This window comes from Gemmiger sp. An194 (assembly GCF_002160145.1).
Classification (GTDB): Bacteria; Bacillota; Clostridia; order Oscillospirales; family Ruminococcaceae; genus Allofournierella.
Genome location: NZ_NFKA01000026.1, coordinates 16526 through 34940 on the forward strand (window position 1 = coordinate 16526; position 18415 = coordinate 34940).

General features: G+C 61.8%; 14 protein-coding genes. 9 read left to right on the forward strand and 5 right to left on the reverse strand.

Annotated elements, in window-relative coordinates:
* The first annotated feature begins 3 nt into the window (after window positions 1–3).
* From B5F28_RS13060 to B5F28_RS13100, 9 genes are read left to right on the forward strand one after another with little or no spacing between them, the layout of a single operon-like run.
* A complete protein-coding gene (locus tag B5F28_RS13060; RefSeq protein WP_087296301.1) occupies window positions 4–1065 on the forward strand; it encodes a V0D/AC39 family V-type ATPase subunit in 1062 nt (353 codons plus the stop codon).
* A 16-nt stretch (window positions 1066–1081) separates the two neighbouring features.
* Window positions 1082–2047, forward strand: coding sequence for a V-type ATP synthase subunit I domain-containing protein (locus B5F28_RS13065; protein WP_087296302.1), 966 nt, complete (start codon window positions 1082–1084; stop codon window positions 2045–2047).
* A 12-nt stretch (window positions 2048–2059) separates the two neighbouring features.
* A complete protein-coding gene (locus tag B5F28_RS13070) occupies window positions 2060–4018 on the forward strand; it encodes a V-type ATP synthase subunit I (RefSeq protein WP_087296303.1) in 1959 nt (652 codons plus the stop codon).
* A gap of 42 nt (window positions 4019–4060) precedes the next feature.
* Window positions 4061–4519, forward strand: a complete 459-nt coding sequence (locus tag B5F28_RS13075; RefSeq protein ID WP_164474893.1) for an ATP synthase subunit C — start codon at window positions 4061–4063, stop codon at window positions 4517–4519.
* A gap of 33 nt (window positions 4520–4552) precedes the next feature.
* The gene (locus tag B5F28_RS13080) at window positions 4553–4861 is read left to right on the forward strand and encodes a V-type ATP synthase subunit F (protein ID WP_087180443.1); all 309 of its coding nucleotides are present in this window, start codon (window positions 4553–4555) and stop codon (window positions 4859–4861) included.
* A gap of 37 nt (window positions 4862–4898) precedes the next feature.
* Window positions 4899–5492 carry a V-type ATP synthase subunit E gene (locus B5F28_RS13085; protein ID WP_087183257.1) on the forward strand — a complete coding sequence of 198 codons (594 nt, stop codon included), beginning with the start codon at window positions 4899–4901 and terminating at the stop codon, window positions 5490–5492.
* An 11-nt stretch (window positions 5493–5503) separates the two neighbouring features.
* Window positions 5504–7261 (forward strand): V-type ATP synthase subunit A, encoded by a 1758-nt coding sequence (locus tag B5F28_RS13090; RefSeq protein ID WP_087296304.1) that lies wholly within the window; start codon window positions 5504–5506, stop codon window positions 7259–7261.
* Between the two features lie 28 nt (window positions 7262–7289).
* The gene (locus B5F28_RS13095) at window positions 7290–8714 is read left to right on the forward strand and encodes a V-type ATP synthase subunit B (protein WP_087296305.1); all 1425 of its coding nucleotides are present in this window, start codon (window positions 7290–7292) and stop codon (window positions 8712–8714) included.
* 33 nt (window positions 8715–8747) lie between these two features.
* On the forward strand, window positions 8748–9356 hold the full coding sequence (locus B5F28_RS13100) for a V-type ATP synthase subunit D (protein ID WP_164474894.1): 609 nt from the start codon (window positions 8748–8750) through the stop codon (window positions 9354–9356).
* A 331-nt stretch (window positions 9357–9687) separates the two neighbouring features.
* Here the strand turns inward: B5F28_RS13100 and B5F28_RS13105 are convergent, their stop codons facing one another.
* The 5 genes from B5F28_RS13105 to B5F28_RS13125 all read right to left on the reverse strand — a co-directional run bounded on the left by B5F28_RS13105 (window position 9688) and on the right by B5F28_RS13125 (window position 17630).
* On the reverse strand, window positions 9688–9936 hold the full coding sequence (locus B5F28_RS13105) for a hypothetical protein (RefSeq protein ID WP_087296306.1): 249 nt from the start codon (window positions 9934–9936) through the stop codon (window positions 9688–9690).
* A gap of 455 nt (window positions 9937–10391) precedes the next feature.
* Entirely contained in the window at window positions 10392–13355 is a 2964-nt protein-coding gene (locus B5F28_RS13110; protein WP_087296307.1) for a phospholipid carrier-dependent glycosyltransferase, read from the reverse strand.
* A 254-nt stretch (window positions 13356–13609) separates the two neighbouring features.
* Window positions 13610–15010 (reverse strand): cysteine--tRNA ligase, encoded by a 1401-nt coding sequence (gene cysS, locus B5F28_RS13115; protein ID WP_087296308.1) that lies wholly within the window; start codon window positions 15008–15010, stop codon window positions 13610–13612.
* Window positions 15011–15187: 177 nt separating this feature from the next.
* Window positions 15188–16123: a magnesium transporter CorA family protein gene (locus B5F28_RS13120; RefSeq protein WP_087296309.1), complete on the reverse strand. Its 936-nt coding sequence runs from the start codon at window positions 16121–16123 to the stop codon at window positions 15188–15190.
* Window positions 16124–16586: 463 nt separating this feature from the next.
* Window positions 16587–17630, reverse strand: coding sequence for a 3D domain-containing protein (locus tag B5F28_RS13125; protein ID WP_087296310.1), 1044 nt, complete (start codon window positions 17628–17630; stop codon window positions 16587–16589).
* Between the last annotated feature and the right edge of the window lie 785 nt (window positions 17631–18415).

Genomic DNA, 18415 nt, shown 5'->3' on the forward strand with positions numbered 1-18415 from the left:
GCCATGGGCAACACGCAGGCCTCCAATGCCATTCTGGCCAAAAGCCGCGCGCTTTACGGCCGCCGCCTCACCGGGCAGGACTACCAGCAGCTGATGAACTGCCGGGATCTGCCGGAGGTGATCACCTATTTAAAAAGCCGCACCGCCTATGCCCGCGCGCTGGAGGGCGCGGACCCCACCCGGGTACGCCGGGCGGAGCTGGAGGTCCGGCTGCGGCAGAATCTGTTCGACCAGTACGCGGCCTTGTGCCGGTACGAGATGAACATCGGCCACGATTTTTACCGCTACTTTATTCTAAAGGCGGAGGTTCGGGCGCTTGCCAACCGTCTGCAGGAGCTGGCCGCCCCCGGCAGCGAGACGCTGCGGCTGTATCAGATGCCGGAATTCATCCGCCGCCATTCCAAGCTGGACGCTGCCGCCCTGGCCTCCGCCCGGGACCTGGCCAGCCTCACCGCTGTGGTGGAGGGCACGGTTTACCATCCCATCCTCATGAGCTTCTGCGAAAAGGCGGGCTTTGTGCTGGATAAGGACGGCGTTTTGCAGGTACAGGCCGCGCTGGATCAGCTGATCTACAACACCATGGAGGAGCTGGTGGCCAAAAAGCTGCATGGAGCCGCCAAAAAGGACATGGACTACCTGCTGCGCCGCAAGAGCGACCTGGCCGCCATCGTCTACATGTACCGGCTCAAGCAGATGATCGGTGCCGACCGAGCGTATCTGTTGCCCCGGCTGGCGGTGGGCTACAGCAACATGAGCCAGAAGCAGCTGCTCTATTTGATGGACGCGGCGGACTGCGAGGACTTTGTGCACCGGCTGGCCCGCACCCCTTATGCCCGGGAGTTCTTCGGCTCCTCCTTCACCCGCGTGGAGGACGCGGTGCAGCGGCTGGACTACCGCTGGCATCTGAAAAAGCTGCGCTTTTCCACCGACCCCAGCGTGGTGCTGTTCTGCTACATCTTTCTGGCGGAAAACGAGCTGACCAACCTGACCCACATCATCGAGGGTGTCCGCTATCACCTGCCGCCGGAAAAGATCGCCCCCCTGCTGGTGGGCGTGGGCGATTGAGGGGAGGTGCCGAGCGATGTTATTTGAACCGAAAATGCAGCTGGTCTGGGTGAACGGACCCATCGGCCGACTGACGGATTTTCTCGAGCGCTGCTGCCTGGACCAGGGCACGGTGCATACCGCCCGGGCGCTGGACAACATGAATCCGGCGGCGGGCTACGCCGCACCGGAAACCAGCGGCGAATGGTCCGCTCTGGTGGCCCGGCTGGAGGCGGCCGCCGGGGAGGATTCTCTTCCCCTGACCCACCCCTGCGAGGAATTCTCGCCCCGGCAGCGCCAATTGCTGGAGGAGCTGGAGCACCAGCTGGCCGAGAGCGACGCGGATCTGAAGCTGTTGAACGACCAGCTCATCCTCTGCCGCACCGGCAGCGAACAGTTCCGCCAGTTTTCCGGGCTGGAGGTGCCGGTGGACCAGCTGGAGCAATGCCGCTTCGTGCAGGTGCGCTTCGGCTGCATGCCCCAGCGGGGGCTGGAGATGCTGCAGCGGAATTATTCCAAGGACTGCCTGCTGTTTTTGCCCTGCGGACAGAACGAACAAGGATGCTGGGGCGTCTGCCTGACCCCCATGGTGGAGGCCGCCCGCATGGACGGCGTGCTGGCCGAGCTGCGGTTCGAGCCGGTGCATCTGCCGGGTGCGGCGGGCACGCCCGCTCAGATCGTGGAAAATCTTGACCGGAACATCCGGCTGCTGGAGGCCGAAAAAGCCGCCGCGCTGGACCACCGGGCCGCCTTGTGGCAGCAGGCAAAGCCCTGGGCCGCTCCCCTTTACGCCCTGGCCTGCCGAAGGGCCCGGGTGGAGGAGCTGCGCCGGTGCGCCGCGGTGCGCGGCGAGCGATTCTTTTACTGCGTATGGCTGCGCCAGCCGGATCTGGCGGCTTTTGAAGCCGCCTGCCGGGGTCTGGGCCAGCTGGATCTGCTGCCGGACCGGGTGCTGGCCCGCCGGGCCTGGGAGCAGGAAACAGCAAGAAGCGAAGGAAAGTGAGATGAGAACACCTTGGCCATTGAAAAAATGAAGCTGGTTCGGGTGGACGGGCTGCTGCCCCAGCTGGACGAGCTGATCGCAGCCTGCTGCCTGAACGGCGATTTCCACCCGGAGCCCGCGGTGCAGCACATGTCCGGCTCGCTGGGCTATGTGACCCTCAGCGAGGACAACCCCTACACCCCGGACGTGCAGCAGATGGAAGACCTGTTCCGGCTGGCCGGGCAGACCGAGCTGCCCGCCGTCACCGGCAAGCCCCGCCACATCCGGGGCGAGGAGCTGGAGCTGGTGCATCAGGTGGCCCGGCAGCTGCAGGACCTGGCCGCCGAGCGGGATGCACTGGTGGAACAGAAAAACCAGCTGGCCCAGCAGCGGGACCAGTTCGCCCACTTCTCCGGGCTGGATGTGCCGCTGGAAAGCATTCTGGGCTGCGAGTATATCAAGATCCGATTCGGTTTTCTGCCCAAGGCCAGCTACGCCCGCATGACGGTGGCCTACGCCGAGAACCCCCATGTGCTCTTTGTCACCTGCGGCGAGGAGGCCGCCGGGTACTGGGGCCTGTATTTCACCCCCCGGGAGACCGCTGACGAGATTGACGGTATCTTCTCCACCCTGTTCTTCGAGCGGCTGCATCTGCCCGCCGCCACCGGCACCCCGGCCCAGATCGTGAGCCAGCTGGATGCCCAGATGGCCGAGCTGGACAAAAAACTGGAGGATGTGGCCCGGCGCACCGCCGATTACTGGGCCGAAGAGGAAAAGCCCCTGGCGGACATCTACCGCCAGCTGAAATGGCACCAGAGCGTATTTGATATGCGCCACTACGCCGCCTGCCGCGATAACTACTTCTTCTTCGTGGGCTGGGTGCCCGCCGACAAGGCCCCGGAATTCGAGAAGAAGGCAAAGGCCATCCCCCACATGCGGGTCACGGTGAGCGACCCGGGCGAGGTGGAGGAATCCACGCCGCCCACCCTTTTGAAGAACCCCTGGTTCGTGCGGCCCTTCGAGATGTTCGTGGACATGTACGGCCTGCCCAGCTACGGCGAGATGGACATCACCGCCTTTGTGGCCATCACCTTCACGGTGCTGTTCGGCATCATGTTCGGCGACCTGGGCCAGGGCGCGGTGCTGGCCATCGGCGGCTTTGTCCTTTGGAAGTGGAAAAAGATCGGTCTGGCCCGGCTGGTGGTGCCCTGCGGCATCTCCAGCATGGTGTTCGGCTTTCTGTTCGGCTCGGTCTTCGGCTTCGAGGAGGCCCTGAACCCGGTGTACCAGGCTCTCGGCTGGAGCGGCAAGCCCATCAGCTGGTGGCCCGGCGCTCCCCATTCGGTGCTGGACACCGCCGCCATCAACCCCATTCTGATCTGCGCCATCTTCATCGGCGTGGCCATGGTCTTCCTGGCCATGCTGCTGCACGTATACGCGGCGGTGCGCAAAAAGCACTGGGGCGAGGCCATCTTCTCCAACAACGGCCTGGTGGGCATGCTGGTGTACGCCGCCGGTGTTTCGCTGGTGAGCGGCTTCATGAAGGGCCCCGTCTTCCTGCCGAGCGGCATGGCGCTGGCCATTCTGGTGGCGGGCCTTGTGGTGCTTTTCTTCCAGGAGGTGCTCATCGGTCTGGTGGATCATCATCCCCACTGGAAGCCGGACAGCTGGGCCGACTACTGCATGCAGAATGTGTTTGAACTGCTGGAATACGTGCTGAGCTATTTCAGCAATACGGTATCCTTCCTGCGCGTGGGCGCCTTCGTCTTCGTGCACGCGGCCATGATGATGGCCATCTTCAGCCTGGCGGGCGACCCGCCCAACATGATCGTGGTGGTGCTGGGCAACGCCCTCATCATCGCACTGGAGGGCCTGCTCTCCGGCATTCAGGGCCTGCGCCTTGAATTTTACGAAATGTTCAGCCGCTGCTACGAGGGCGGCGGCCACCCCTTCCGGGGCGTGGACCTGACCAAGAAGGCGCAGCAGGGCTGATTGCCTGCCGCCTTTGAGATAGTTATTTGGAGGTAATGATCTATGAATCCCGTAATCACTGCTCTGCTCGTTTTGCTGCCCCTGGCCCTGATCATGGGCTGCGCCGCCTGGCTGGCCAAGCGCTCCGCCGCCGGTATGCCGGTCAAGCGCACCCTGGCCATCAACCTGAGCTGCTTTCTGGTTGTGATGCTGATCGCCGGCTGCTTCGCCTTCGCAGTCAGCGCTGAGGACGCTGCCGCCACCACCGCCGTGATGACCGCCGCCGAGAAGGCCGCCAGCAACGAGAGCATGGGCCTTGGCCTGCTGGCTGCCGCGCTGGTTACCGGTCTGGCCGGCATCGGCGGCGGCCTGGCCGTTGCCGCCGGTGCTCCCGCCGCCATCGCCGCCGCCAGCGAGGACCCCAAGAGCTTCGGTAAGAGCCTGATCTTCGTTGCTCTGGGCGAGTCCATCGCGCTGTACGGCGTGGTTATCTCCATCCTGATCCTGAACAAGCTGGTCTGACCCGGCGGCTTCCAAACGAAGGGAGGGCAGACCATGCGGTTTTATCTGATCAGCGACAATACCGATACCCAGACCGGCATGCGGCTGGCGGGCATCGAGGGCGTGGTGGCCCACCAGGCCGACGAAGTGACCGCCGCCCTGGACTATGCGCTGGCCCAGCCGGACGTGGGCATGATTCTGGTGACGGAAAAGATCGCCGACGATTTCGAGGCCATCGTGAACGAGGCAAAGCAAGCCCCGGACGCCCCGCTGATCCTGGCCATTCCGGACCGGCACGGCTCGGCCCTGGGCAAGGATCGCATCACCCGCTATGTGCGGGAGGCCATCGGCGTAAAAATTTAACCCGATGACCGCAAACCAACCAAAAGAGGTGTAAGCCATGATCGACGAAAACGAGCGGGCCGCGCAGTTTCTGCAGGCCATCCAGCGGGACGCCGAGCACCGGCGCAGCGAGATCGTGAAGGCCATTGACGCCGAAACCGCCGCCGAGCTGGAAAAGAAGCGGACCGAAGCGGAAAAAAAGGCCGCCCGCATGGAGGAATACGAAACCCAGCGCGCCACCGAAAACGCCAACCGGCTGCTTTCGCAGAGCGTGCTGGACGCCGGGGCGGAGCTTGCCCGCCGCCGGGGCCAGATCGCGGACGAGGTGTTCTCGGCCTGCGAAAAAGAGATCGAAGCCTTCGTGAGCAGCCCGGACTACGGGCCGTTTCTGAAGCAGAACGCCGCCGGGCTGCTGACACTGCTGCGGTGCGACACCGCCCAGTTCTTCGCCCGGCCCCAGGACCTGGAGCTAGCCCGGCAGAACCTGCCCGCCGGCTGCACCGTGGAGGCAGACGGCACCATCCGTCTGGGCGGGCTGCGCGCCCGCGCGGGCAGCACCGAGGCGGACGACACGCTGGACATGCGCATGGAGAACCAGAAGGACTGGTTTTTGCGCTCCTGCGGCATGTCCATCGCGCTGGAACAGTTGTGAGGTGAAGGGAATTGGCAGAAAATCGCATCTATAGCATCAACGGCCCGGTTGTGACCGTGCGGGGCAAAACCGGGTTTTCCATGATGGAGATGGTGTATGTGGGCAAGGCCCGGCTGGTGGGCGAGGTGATCCGCCTGAGCGAGGACGCCGCCACCATCCAGGTATACGAGGAGACCGGCGGCCTTGCCCCCGGCGAGCCGGTGTATTCCACCGGCGGCGCGCTGGCCGTGACCCTTGGCCCCGGCATCCTGCGCAACATCTACGACGGCATCCAGCGCCCGCTGCCCGCTCTGGAGGAGCTGAGCGGCGCCTTCATCGGCCGCGGCTGCTCTGCCCCCGCGCTGGACGAGACCGCCCGCTGGGACGTGACCGTGCTGGCAAAGCCCGGCGACCGGCTCACCCCCGGCCGGATTTACGCCACCTGTCCCGAGACCCCCGCCATTGAGCACCGGTGCATGGTGCCGCCCAATGTATCCGGCACCGTGACCTGGGTGGCCGAAAACGGCAGCTACACCGTGAACGACACGGTGGTCAAGCTCACCGACGACCGGGGCAACGAGCGGGTACTGACCCTGTGCCAGAAATGGCCCATCCGAATCCCCCGCCCTGTCTCTCGCCGGATGCCCGCCCAGCGGCCGCTGATCACCGGCATGCGGGTGGTGGACACCATGTTCCCCATCGCCAAAGGCGGCGCGGCGGCCATTCCCGGCGGCTTCGGCACCGGCAAGACCATGACCCAGCATCAGCTGGCCAAATGGTGTGACGCAGACATCATCATCTACGTGGGCTGCGGCGAACGCGGCAACGAGATGACCCAGGCGCTGACCGAATTCAGCGAGCTGATCGACCCCAAGACCGGCCGTCCGCTGACCGACCGCACCGTGCTGATCGCCAACACCTCCAACATGCCGGTGGCCGCCCGTGAGGCATCCATCTACACCGGCATCACCCTGGCGGAATACTACCGGGACATGGGCTACCATGCCGCCATGATGGCGGACTCCACCTCCCGCTGGGCCGAGGCCCTGCGCGAGATCAGCGGCCGTCTGGAGGAAATGCCCGCCGACGAGGGCTACCCCGCCTACCTGCCCAGCCGTCTGGCCCAGTTCTACGAGCGCGCGGGCTATGCTCAGGCGCTGTGCGGCCAGGAGGGCTCTGTAACGGTAATCGGCGCGGTCAGCCCCCAGGGCTCCGACTTCTCGGAGCCGGTGACCCAGAACACCAAGCGGTTCACCCGCTGCTTCTGGGCGCTGGACAAGGCGCTGGCCTACGCCCGCCATTACCCGGCCATCAACTGGAACACCAGCTACAGCGAGTATCTGGGGGATCTGTCCCCCTGGTACTACGACAACGTGGGCCCGGACTTCATGCAGTGCCGGGAGCGCATTGCCGGTCTGCTTTTGCAGGAGACCAGCCTGATGGAGATCGTGAAGCTGATCGGCTCCGATGTGCTGCCGGATGACCAGAAGCTGATCATCGAGATCGCCCGCGTCATCCGCGTGGGCTTTTTGCAGCAGAACTTCTTCCACGACCAGGACACCTATGTGAGCCTGGAAAAGCAGCTAAAAATGATGCGGGTGATCCTGCATCTGTACGAAAAGAGCCAGGTGCTGGTGGCAAAGCAGGTGCCCATGAGCCGGGTGCTGCGCACCGGCCTGTTCGACAAGCTGGTCAAGATGAAGTACGACATCCCCAACGACCACCTGGAGCTTTTCGACGATTATACCGCCGAGATCGACCAGAAGATCGGCGAACTCATGCGCCCGTGACCGGCGCCGGAAAGGAGAGATTTGTACCATGCTCTTAGAGTATGTGGGCCTCAGCCAGATCAACGGCTCGCTGGTGATTCTGGATGGGGTGAAAAACGCCAGCTACGACGAGATGGTGGTGCTGCGCCTTGACGACGGCAGCCAGCGCATCGGCCGCATCGTGATGATCGAGGGCGAGAAATGCGTGATTCAGGTGTTCGAGGGAACCACCGGGTTCTCGCTTTCCAACACCCGCACCACCCTGACCGGCCATCCCATGCAGGTGGACCTGAGCCCGGAGCTGCTGGGCCGCACGCTGGACGGTCTGGGCCGCCCCATCGACGGCCTGGGCGCCATCTACCCGGAATGCCGCCGGGACGTGAACGGCGCGCCCATCAACCCGGTGAGCCGGGTCTATCCCCGCAACTACATCTGCACCGGCATTTCCGCCATTGACGCGCTGACCACCCTGATCCGCGGCCAGAAGCTGCCCATCTTTTCCGGGTCCGGCATGCGCCACAACGAGCTGGCGGTGCAGATCGTAAAGCAGGCAAACGTATCCGACGGCGAGGATTTCGCCATCGTGTTCGCGGCCATGGGCGTGAAGAACGATGTGGCGGATTATTTCAAGAGCTCCTTCGAGGCCGCCAACGTAATGGACCGGGTGGTCATGCTGCTGAATCTGGCGGGCGACCCCATCGTGGAACGCATCATCACACCCAAGGCGGCGCTGACCATCGCCGAGTATCTGGCCTTTGATCTGGGCAAGAACATTCTGGTCATCCTCACCGACATGACCAGCTACTGTGAGGCCCTGCGGGAGTTCTCCTCCTCCAAGGGCGAGATCCCCGGCCGTAAGGGCTACCCCGGCTACCTGTATTCCGATCTGGCCAGCCTGTACGAGCGGGCGGGCATCGTGAAGGGCAAGAAGGGTTCCGTGACCCAGATCCCCATTCTGACCATGCCCAACGACGACATTACCCATCCCATTCCGGACCTGACCGGATACATCACCGAGGGCCAGATCGTGCTGGACCGCAATCTGGACGCCACCGGCGTGTATCCGCCCATCAGCGTGCTGCCCAGCCTGTCCCGTCTGATGAAGGACGGCATCGGCAAGGGCTACACCCGCGAGGACCACAACCCGCTGGCCAACCAGCTGTTCGCCACCTATGCCCGAGTACAGGACGCAAAGGCGCTGGCCAGCGTCATCGGTGAGGAAGAGCTTTCGCCCAGCGACAAGCGGGTGATGGAGTTCGGCCGCGCCTTTGAGGAAAAGTTCGTGGGTCAGGGCAACACCAGCCGGACCATCGAGGAGACGCTGGATCTTGGCTGGGAGCTGCTGAGCATGCTGCCCAAAGAGGAGCTGGACCGTGTGGACCAGGTATTGCTGGACCACTACTACAAGCCCAAAACCGACCCCAAGCAGCGGGAGCTGGGGGTGCGCCGGGCTTTCCACAACGACGCCGAGTAACCGGGCAGATACACCCAGAAAGGAGGCCTTGTTTTGGCGCAGCAGATATTCCCCACAAAAAGCAATCTGATGGCACAGCAGAAGAGCCTTGCGCTGGCCAGCCAGGGCTACGAACTGATGGACCGCAAGCGCAACATTCTGGTACGCGAGATGATGCAGCTCATCGACCGGGCCGCCGCCATTCAGGACCAGATCGCCGCGGCCTATGCGGAGGCATACGCTGCCCTGCAGCTGGCCAATGTGACGCTGGGCGTGGTATCGAGCTTTGCTCACACGGTACCGGTGGAAAACGGGCTTTCGCTGGACTGGCGCAGTGTGATGGGCGTGGAGCTGCCCATGGTAAAGCTGGAGGAGACCGCGCCCCAGAGCCTGTATTACGGTCTGGGCGGGACCAACAGTCAGCTGGACGAGGCATACCGCAAGTTCTGCCAGGTGAAGCGGCTCACGGTGGAGCTGGCCGAGGTGGAAAGCAGTGTATACCGCTTGGCACAGGCCATTCAGAAGACCCAGAAGCGGGCCAACGCCCTGAGCAACATCATGATTCCGCAGTTCAATTCCAACATCAAGTACATCACCGAAGTGCTGGAAGAAAAAGAACGGGAAGATTTCTCCCGCCTCAAAGTAATCAAATCTTCTTTTTAGCGGACTCGACCGGTAACGGGGTGCGGTACGCTTCTGGATACGCACCGGATTTTCCTCAGCAACGTACGCCAGCACCCATTTGGCGGACCCGACCGTTGGCGGGGTGCGGTACGCTTACGGGTACGCACCGGATTTTCCTCAGCAACGTACGCCAGCACCCATTTGGCGGACCCGACCGTTGGCGGGGTGCGGTACCCGATATATACCGGGTAAACCTCCGCGAAAGGATGCCAACTGCCCTTGACGGACTCGACCGGTTCTTTGCCGTGTTCCAAGGGTTTGAAACAAAATCCCTTTCTTCCCCGCCAAGATTGCAATCCAGTTCATTGAATTAAAAACAAAAATTACTTTTAGTGTTTAAAACTCGCGCAACTGCACCTCGCCTTTTTGGGCGGGGTGCTTCTTTGTGTGTGTATATCTTCTTGGATATCTTTTTGGGTATCTTATATTGCTCTTCCGGTTTCGTCACTTTCAAATGCTGCATCCGGTGCATGGAAGGCTCGAAACTGTCGTTTCCATCTTTCAAATTCGTAACATGGAAGTGACGCAGCGGGCACAGGGTTTTCGGCATGGAACGCATGGGTGTTTTCCTCCTTTGGTTCTGTTGAAATTTCCGGGAACAAACGGGCAGAAAAAAAACCGGCGGCGCATGGCAAAATAAAAGCCATACGCCGTCGGTTTTCTATTTGTTCCAGTTTATATGATAGCACAGGAGGAACCGGGCTTTCCAGGGTCAAAACAAAGGTTTATCCGGGCTTTTCGACGAAAATCCGGGTAAACTACACTGCAATCAGCCTGCCCCGGTCGAGTCCATAAATGGGTGTTCGCGTACCCGTAAGCGTACCGCCCCCCGCTGCCGGTCGAGTCCGCCAAATGGGTGCTGGCGTACGTTGCTGAGGAAAATCCGATGCGTACCCGTAAGTGTACCGCACCCCGCTAACGGTCGAGTCCATCAAAAAGGCAGTTTGCGTATTTCGCTGAGGAAAATCCGGTGCGTACCCGTAAACGTCCCGCACTCAGTTACCGGTCGAGTCGTTAAAAAAACCAGGAGGGGAGCCAGCGGGCGGAGGCGATCCAGGTTTCGGATACCGAGATGCCGGTCACCGCCGGGTAGAACCAGAGGAACACCGCTGCCGCCGCAATCAGAACGCACAGGGCGATTCTCCGCGCAAGCTGCGGCCGGTCATGGTCCAGCTTGGACAGCATCAGGGCAAGCCCCGCCACCGCAAACCACAGGCTGGGGAAATAATGGTACAGGAAGGTGCACCGGGTCACCAGTACCCAGGGCAGCAGCTGCGCCAGATACAGCACCAGCACACTTCCCTGCGCCCGGCATGCCCGCCCGCTGATCTGCCGCCAGACCAACGCGCACAGCCCGGCCAGCGCCGCCCACCATACGATGGGATTGCCCATGCCCGCAATGGTCCCCCGCATCCCCGCAGGCAGCCCGCTGGCAGAATAATACCATACAGGGCGTAATAACAATGGCCAGGTATACCAGTTGGATTCATAGGGATGGGTGCTCTTGAGCTGACTGTGGTAGTTGAACATGGTCAGCTGACACTGCCACCACTCGCCCAGGCTGAAGCCGCCTTCCCGCCACCAGTAGGGCAGATAAGCCAGCACGTAAATCATCAGCGGAATCAGCACGAAGAAGAGCACACCGCCCATCAGGGCAATGGCCAGCTCCCTGCTGAAGCCCGGCTTCTTCTGCCGCCAGCGGGCCCACAGCACGCCGAAATACAGCACCGCCAGCCCGGCCCCGGCATAGATGCCGGTCCACTTGCTGGCCGCGCCCAGGCCGAAGGAAACACCAGCCAGGGCCATGGGCAGGATGCTGTTATCCACACCTTTGGTCAGCACGCTCTGGCAGTACCAGAGCATGAAATAGGCTCCCAGCAGGATAAAGAAGGTACCGTAGATGTCGATGGTGGCAATCCGGCTCTGGGCATAGCGCATCAGATCCAGCCCGGCCAGAAGGGCCGCAAAACCCGCCCACCGGGGCGACCGGGTAAGCCGCCGCACAAAGAGATACAGCACCGGCACCAGCGCGATGCCGAACAGCGCGCCCGCCACACGCCAGCCGAAGCCGGTCATGCCGAACACCGCGATGCCCAGCATGATGAACACCTTGCCCAGCGGCGGGTGGGTGGTCTCGTACACCGGCATACCATGCAGATGCTCGTAGGCGGTGCGGCCGTGGTAGATCTCGTCAAAATACATGCTGTTTTTGTAGCTGATGGTGTCCGGCACCAGATTCTGCTCGTCGAACAGTGCCCCGCTCTCGCCGGTCACGGCCAGGCATTCGCCCGCGTCGTTCTTGAAGGCCAGCTCCATCAGGCTGGCATCGGTGAGGGTGATGGTGTAGGTCTCGCTGTCGGTAACCGGCAGCGACAGCCAATGGAACACGTTGCCGTAGTCCAGCGCCTGGTTCACCAGCTCGGTGCCCCGACTGTCGGTCACGGTGAGCTGACCGCTCCAGTTGATCTGGGGATAGATCCACAGGCTGGAGGCCTCGCCCTCCACCTGTACGGTGTAGGTCTTGGTCCCCTGCACCACCTCCGGGTTCTGAGGCGCGGTGAAGTCACCCAGATTCATCAGGCTTACCACTCCCACCAGCACAGTGCCCGCCAGCAGCCAGAGCAGCTCCGGCCGGGTCCAGCGGGGCTGGGGTGCGGGCGCGGTAAGGGCAGGCTCCGGGGAGGGTTGCAGCGCACAGATCTTTTCGCCGCGGCACAGCCGCAGGCAGGCCAGCCAGACCATCACGGTGCCCACCAGGTTGGCCAGGCTCACCACCGCGATCATCACACGGGCGGTGTCGCTGGTGAGGAACTGGTCCTCGGTGCCGTTGGAAGCCAGCACCAGCGCCAGATTGAGCAATGTGGACATGCTCAGCACTGCGGTGCCCGCCAGCAGCTTGCGGTCCGCCCAGCGGGCCACTGCCGCCAGCAGCAGTGCCAGCGCCGGGATCAGATACCGCTCGTGCATCCGGTGGCTCAAGCAGAAGATGGCAACCCCGTAAAAGCCCGCCAGCAGCATGGGGCAGAACCGGCCGCTGCGCACACTGATCCAGGCCAGATACAGCATGGCGACGGTGGCGACCAGAATGCCCACAGTGCCCAGCATCTGCCAGGTGATGGGCGTGCCGAACACGCCCTCGGTCTGCACGATCCAGTTGCCGCCCAGCAGGGTGATCAGATTAAAGCCGTTCACGCTGGCATAGGGATAACTGGCCACGGTTCCGGTGTACTTTTCCACCAGCCAGTCCATGGGCTGGTCACCCCAGAAGGGCAGTGCAAAGGCCAGCACCACCGCCACAGACAAAACAGCTCCCAGCGCCGCGCGAACCACTACCCTGCCCCGCTCGGCCACAGGGCCGGTGAACAGAGGCAACGCAAAGCAGACCGCCAGCACCGGCCCGAACAGCAAAGCCTGGGGCTTCAGAGCCAGCGCCAGACCGTACAGCAGGGCGGCGGGCAGATATTTTTTCCGGCTCAGCAGCCAGAACACCCCCACCAGGCAGAGGGCAGGCACGCTGTCCACCTGCTTCCAGACGGCGGTGTCGTACAAAAAGGCCGGACAGAAGGCGACGAGCACCGCGATGAGCATGGCCCGCTTTTCGTTCAGATGGGTGCGGGCGATGTGCCAGATCAGAGCGGTCAGGCCCACATCACACAGGATGGGTACACTGCTCAGCAGCAGCACAAAGCCCTTGCCGCTCACATCCATGCCCAGCAGCTTGCCCAGGCTGCCCAGCACCCAGAGCACCAGCATATAGCCGGGGGGATAATCCGCAAAATATTCCGGGGAATAGAACTGGCCCGGGCCCAGATCCGCCAGGCGCTGCGCCCAGGCGGTGAAGCAGGCCACATCGGTGGAATAGCCCTCGGTGACCAGGGTCAGCCCGATGCGCAGCACAGCGGCGCAGATCAGCAGCACCAGCAGACCGTTGGGCAATCGCCGGTCACTCCGGCGAACATGTGGTTTGGCGTTTGCCATGATCTCTCTCCTTTTCACACGCACGGCCGCACCGTGCGGGGATGGCCCACCCAAACTGTGGACACTCTTATGTTCAGTATAGTCAAAACGTCCTGCTCATTGCAAGGGGCAGGGTGTGGTTTTCCTGTGAAAACGAAACAAGAGTACAAAAACAGGGCACAAAAAAGCCGGATGCGGTGAAGCCTTCACCACACCCGGCAAACCGTCGGATCGCAGGGCCGCCCCGCTTGGGAGCGAGCCCAGTATGTGATATTTTAAGAAATTTTAGACACTTTGGGGCCCTGAGCGGTGTCTTCCACCTGCCAGCCCATCTCGGTGATCTGGGCGCGCAGAGCGTCGGCGGTGGCCCAGTCCTTAGCCTTCTTGGCGGCGGCGCGGCGCTCCACCAGCTCCATCACCTCGGCAGGCACCTCGTTGGTCTTGCGGTTGTACAGCAGGCCCAGCACGCCGGTCAGCTCGTCGAACACCTCAGCGGCATTGGTCAGCGCAGCCTTGGAGGCCTCCTTGCCCAGGGTGTTGATCTCCTTCACCAGCTCAAAGATGGCGGCCAGCGCATCCGGGGTGTTCAGATCGTCGTCCATGGCGGTGTTGAACTTGGCCTTGGCGGCGGCAGCCTTCTCCACCAGTACCTCGCTGCCGGTCTCGGCGGCGTTCTTGATGAGGAAATCCAGATTCTCGCGGCAGGTATACAGCCGCTCCAGGCTGGACTTGCAGGACTGGATCAGCTCCACGGTGTAGTTCAGCGGCATGCGGTAGCCCGCGGTGAGCAGGAAGTAACGGATGGGCTCATAGCCGTAAGCGTCGGCAATCTCACGCACAGTGAAGAAATTGTTGGCGCTCTTGCTCATCTTGTGGTTGTCGATGTTCAAAAAGCCGTTGTGCATCCAGTAGCGGCTGAAGGTGCAGCCGTTGGCGCACTCGGACTGGGCGATCTCGTTCTCGTGGTGGGGGAAGATCAGGTCCTGACCACCGCAGTGCAGGTCGATGGTCTCGCCCAGATGCTTGCGGGCCATGGCGCTGCACTCAATGTGCCAGCCGGGCCGGCCGGGGCCGTAGGGGCTTTCCCAGGCGGGCTCGCCGGGCTTGGCGGCCTTCCAGACCGCGAAATCCGCCGGGTCCTCCTTCAGGTCGTCGTCCATCTGGCTGCGCAGCTCACGGTTGCCGCTCTCCAGGTCCTCCAGGTTCAGGTGGCTCAGCTTGCCGTACTCCTTGAACTTTCTGGCCCGGAAATACACGTCGCCGTTCTTGGCCACATAGCCGTAGCCCTTTTCGATGATGTCGGCCACGATGCCCAGGATCTCGTCGATGTGCTCGGTGGCGCGGGGACGCACGCTGGGTGCCAGCACGTTCAGGCCCTCGCTGTCCTTGATATACTCGGCCTCGTAGCGGCGGGCGACCTCCTGCATGGGCACGCCTTCCTCCTGGCCCTTCTTAATCAGCTTGTCGTCAATGTCGGTGATGTTGGAAACGTAGATCACCTTATTGCCCTGGTACTCCAGATACCGGCGCAGGGTGTCGAACACCACCATGGGCCGGGCGTTGCCGATGTGGATGAAATTGTACACGGTGGGGCCGCACACATAGATGCGGTACTCGCCGGGCTTCTGCGGGATGAACTCCTCTTTTTTGCGGGTGAGGGTGTTAAAAATCTGCATACTGCTTCGCTCCTTGCTCTGCGCAACGGCCCCATGGCCCGGCGCAGTTTCAATGGTATCATTATACCAGCCTTTGGCGGTTTGCGCAACGGCGGACCGGACCTTTTGGCAAAAACAAAACGCCCGGCGATCCGCAGATCGCCGGGGCGCGTTTGTACTTTTGAAAACCGTTCTCGGTTACAGCCACTTCTTCCAGCGGGCCAAAAAGCCTGCGCCCAGAGTAGCCAGCACGGCAATGACCACCACGATCACAAAGCCGAAGGGATTCTCGGCGAAGGGCACCGGCACGTTCATGCCCCACAGGCTGGACACGATGGTGGGCACCGTGAGGATGATGGTCACGGCAGCCAGCAGCTTCATCACGATGTTCAGGTTGTTGGAGATCACGGAGGCGAAGGCATCCATGGTGCCGGACAGAATGTCCCGGTAGATGCTGCTCATCTCCATGGCCTGCTTGTTCTCGATGATTACGTCCTCCAGCAGATCGGTATCCTCGGGGAAGTCCCGCACAAAATCCATGCGCAGCAGCTTCTCCAGAACGATCTCGTTGCCCTTCAGGGAGGTGGAGAAGTACACCAGGCTCTTCTCCAGGCCCAGCATCTGGATGAGCTCTTTGTTCTTCATGCTCTTGTGCAGCTCGTTCTCCACGCGGGTGCTGGCCTTGTCCACCTGGCGCAGGTAGAACAGGAACAGGCTGGCGTTGCGATAGAGCATCTGCAGGGCCATGCGCTTGCGCTTCTTGGTGCTGCAGGCCTTGACCAGACCCTCCATGAAGGCCCGGGGCAGCGCGGTCTCCTTCAGAGAGACAGTGATGATGTTATCCTCGGTGAGCACGATGCCGAAGGGAATGGTGGAATACACAAAGCTGTGGCCCTCGGTCTGCACGATGGGGGTGTCCACGATGATGAGGATGTGGCCGTTGTCCTCCACTTCAATACGGCTGCGTTCCTCTTCGTCCAGCGCGGCCCGAACCAGGTCCGGGTCCACATGCAGCTGGGCGCAGACCCGGCCGATCTCCTTCTCGTTGGGGTCGCACAGGTTGATCCAGGAGCCGGGCAGGATCTGGTCCTGCTCCAGCATACGGCCGCTGTCGCTCAGATAAATATTCAACATAAAAAAACACCTGCTTTCTCAAACTTACCGGTTCTTCTCCCGGCTGTGTTTGCGGCGCACGGCATTACAGCCGCCCCCCGAAAAGCAGGCTCCGCGCTCATAATTCAGCGCAGAATGCAGGGTAAGGCAGCAAAGCCGGTTCCGCTGATAAAACGATCCACACATCTACTGGGGTCGCCGTCCATGCTGTCATCTCCTTGCATTGAATTTTTTGCAGTGGGCCTTTCGGCCCTCAATTAGTGTATGCCCGCCGGACAGGTTTGTCAAGCCATAAAACGCCAAAAAACGACGCTTTTTGGCGCTACGCGGTAAAAAGCGGGTAAAAAGGCCAAAAATGCCCCAAAACGGGCAAATTCGGCCCGGTTTGGGGCACGGCGGCGGGATTGCTCCGGCAAAAAAGAAAGCCGGGGAAACCAGCTGCTTCGCTGGCCTCCCCGGCACGGGTTACTGGGTTTTGCGGGCCTCAGCCCATCACATACACGTTCACTTCCTGCACACCGTTCATCAGCGCTTCGGAGAAGCTGTCGTAGAACAGGTCCACCAGGCAGCTGCCGTTCAGCAGCGAAGCGCCTGTGTCGGTGGCGATGGCATAGCCGTAAACCAGCTTGCCGTCGGTGCTGGTGATATAGAGCTTGGTGCCGTACGGGATGAGGGCGGGGTTCACGGCAACGGTGCCGCAATACAGGCCCAATCCGGAAGCGCCCCGGCCCCGGCTGGCACTGTAGCCGGTGGCCCGGCCGGTGTACACCGCCGTGTAGCCGGTGGGCACGCCGTCCACCACCTCAGGACCTTCCAGCGGCGAAACCGGCGCCCCTGCCTGATAGGCCTTGATGATGGTGTTCTGGGGTGCCACGGTCTGCACCACGCTGATCACCTGGCTGGATTCCACCACGCCGTCCACCACGCGCTCGCGGTGGGTGATCTGGTTGGTGCCCTCGTGCCCCTGCTGCACCAGCTGGGTCCGGTTGCGGTTCCTGTAGAACAAGCTGGTGTACACATACTCGGTCTCGTAGGGGATGGATTCCTCCACCACGGTGTCCCGGTATTCCACCCGGTGTACCTGGATGCTCAGGCCGTCGGAAATGGCGGTGTGCAGGCTGGGCTCGGTGTAATCGTGCTCACCCAGCTCCACGCCGCAGGCGGCCAGTGCGTCGTTCACGGTGCCGTTGACCAGGCGCAGCTGGTGGGTCTGGCCGTCCGCGGTGACGGTGAGGTCCAGCGCCCGCTGGATGCTCAGACTGGCCTGATTGCCCTTGTAGGCGGTGTAGTGCACATCGTCGCCCTCCTCAGCCACGATGCCGCTCAGCTGCATGAGCTGCTGCGGGTCGTCCAGGTGGGTCATAACCACCTCGCTCGCGCCCTCGGAATCGGTGATGCGCACCAGATGCAGCGCCTGATGCAGGCCGATCAGGGTGAGCGCCAGGCAGCCCACGGTAATCAGGCAGGCCCACACCTTGACCGGCACCGCCAGAACCAGGCGGCGCAATTTGTTGATGATCGTAATCATGCAATCTCCTAACGTTCCATGCTGGCGGGCAATGGGGGCCAAAACGGCCCGCCGGCGGCCTGGAACATGGGGCCAGACCGCGCCCTGCTTTCGATGGCCCGAAGCCTTTGCCGGCAAATGCGGGCTGTTCCGGGCACTTGTGGCATTGTAGCAAAAGCGGACCGGAGCCGTCAAACGGGAAAGCTCCGCCGTTTTTTGCCGCATGCTTTCAAATTTCGCCGAAATATATTTACCGTTCACTGTTGCTTTTAAAATTCTCGCTTTTTCGGCTTTTTTCTTAAGATTTCTTAAGATTCAAACCGATTGTATCAATATCGCCTCCTTTTGTACAACATAAATTCCCGCTGCCGCTCACAGAATCCTCTGGCAGGATTTTGTGCAGCTTCCACAATTTTTATTCCGATTATGGATTTTTCCTCGCTCATGCAAGCCGCTGCAATTTGCTAAAACGCCTCCGCTTTTCTTCCGGCCCCGGTGCTTTTCCGCCTGTTTTTCGGGCATGACCCGGCCCCGTTTTCCGGGTCTGATTCTGATTGTATCCCCTGCCGCCGGGCATATTTTGCCGAAGGGTGCCCTGTGCTGTTTTTCCCTTTTTTCCACGGCTGCTGCGCCCGGTTATACTCCGCTTTTTTCAGGCAGTGCGCCTTCACCGACAGGTGCAAATCATGGGGCGATATCCATATATAATGTAATATATAAATATCCTATATCATAACCCCACGTTGAACGTGGGGTTTGCAGAACGGCCCTATAAGGGCCATTATTCCAGCAGCACCTAAAGGTGC

What these genes read in the sequence shown, in the direction of transcription:
- B5F28_RS13080 (WP_087180443.1), top strand. Translation starts at nt 4,553, where the DNA reads ATGCGGTTTTATCTGATCAGCGACAATACCGATACCCAGACCGGCATG.
- B5F28_RS13095 (WP_087296305.1), top strand. Translation starts at nt 7,290, where the DNA reads ATGCTCTTAGAGTATGTGGGCCTCAGCCAGATCAACGGCTCGCTGGTG.
- cysS (WP_087296308.1), bottom strand. Translation starts at nt 15,010, where the DNA reads ATGCAGATTTTTAACACCCTCACCCGCAAAAAAGAGGAGTTCATCCCG.
- B5F28_RS13125 (WP_087296310.1), bottom strand. Translation starts at nt 17,630, where the DNA reads ATGATTACGATCATCAACAAATTGCGCCGCCTGGTTCTGGCGGTGCCG.
- B5F28_RS13085 (WP_087183257.1), top strand. Translation starts at nt 4,899, where the DNA reads ATGATCGACGAAAACGAGCGGGCCGCGCAGTTTCTGCAGGCCATCCAG.
- B5F28_RS13110 (WP_087296307.1), bottom strand. Translation starts at nt 13,355, where the DNA reads ATGGCAAACGCCAAACCACATGTTCGCCGGAGTGACCGGCGATTGCCC.
- B5F28_RS13065 (WP_087296302.1), top strand. Translation starts at nt 1,082, where the DNA reads ATGTTATTTGAACCGAAAATGCAGCTGGTCTGGGTGAACGGACCCATC.
- B5F28_RS13060 (WP_087296301.1), top strand. Translation starts at nt 4, where the DNA reads ATGGGCAACACGCAGGCCTCCAATGCCATTCTGGCCAAAAGCCGCGCG.
- B5F28_RS13120 (WP_087296309.1), bottom strand. Translation starts at nt 16,123, where the DNA reads ATGTTGAATATTTATCTGAGCGACAGCGGCCGTATGCTGGAGCAGGAC.
- B5F28_RS13105 (WP_087296306.1), bottom strand. Translation starts at nt 9,936, where the DNA reads ATGCGTTCCATGCCGAAAACCCTGTGCCCGCTGCGTCACTTCCATGTT.
- B5F28_RS13075 (WP_164474893.1), top strand. Translation starts at nt 4,061, where the DNA reads ATGAATCCCGTAATCACTGCTCTGCTCGTTTTGCTGCCCCTGGCCCTG.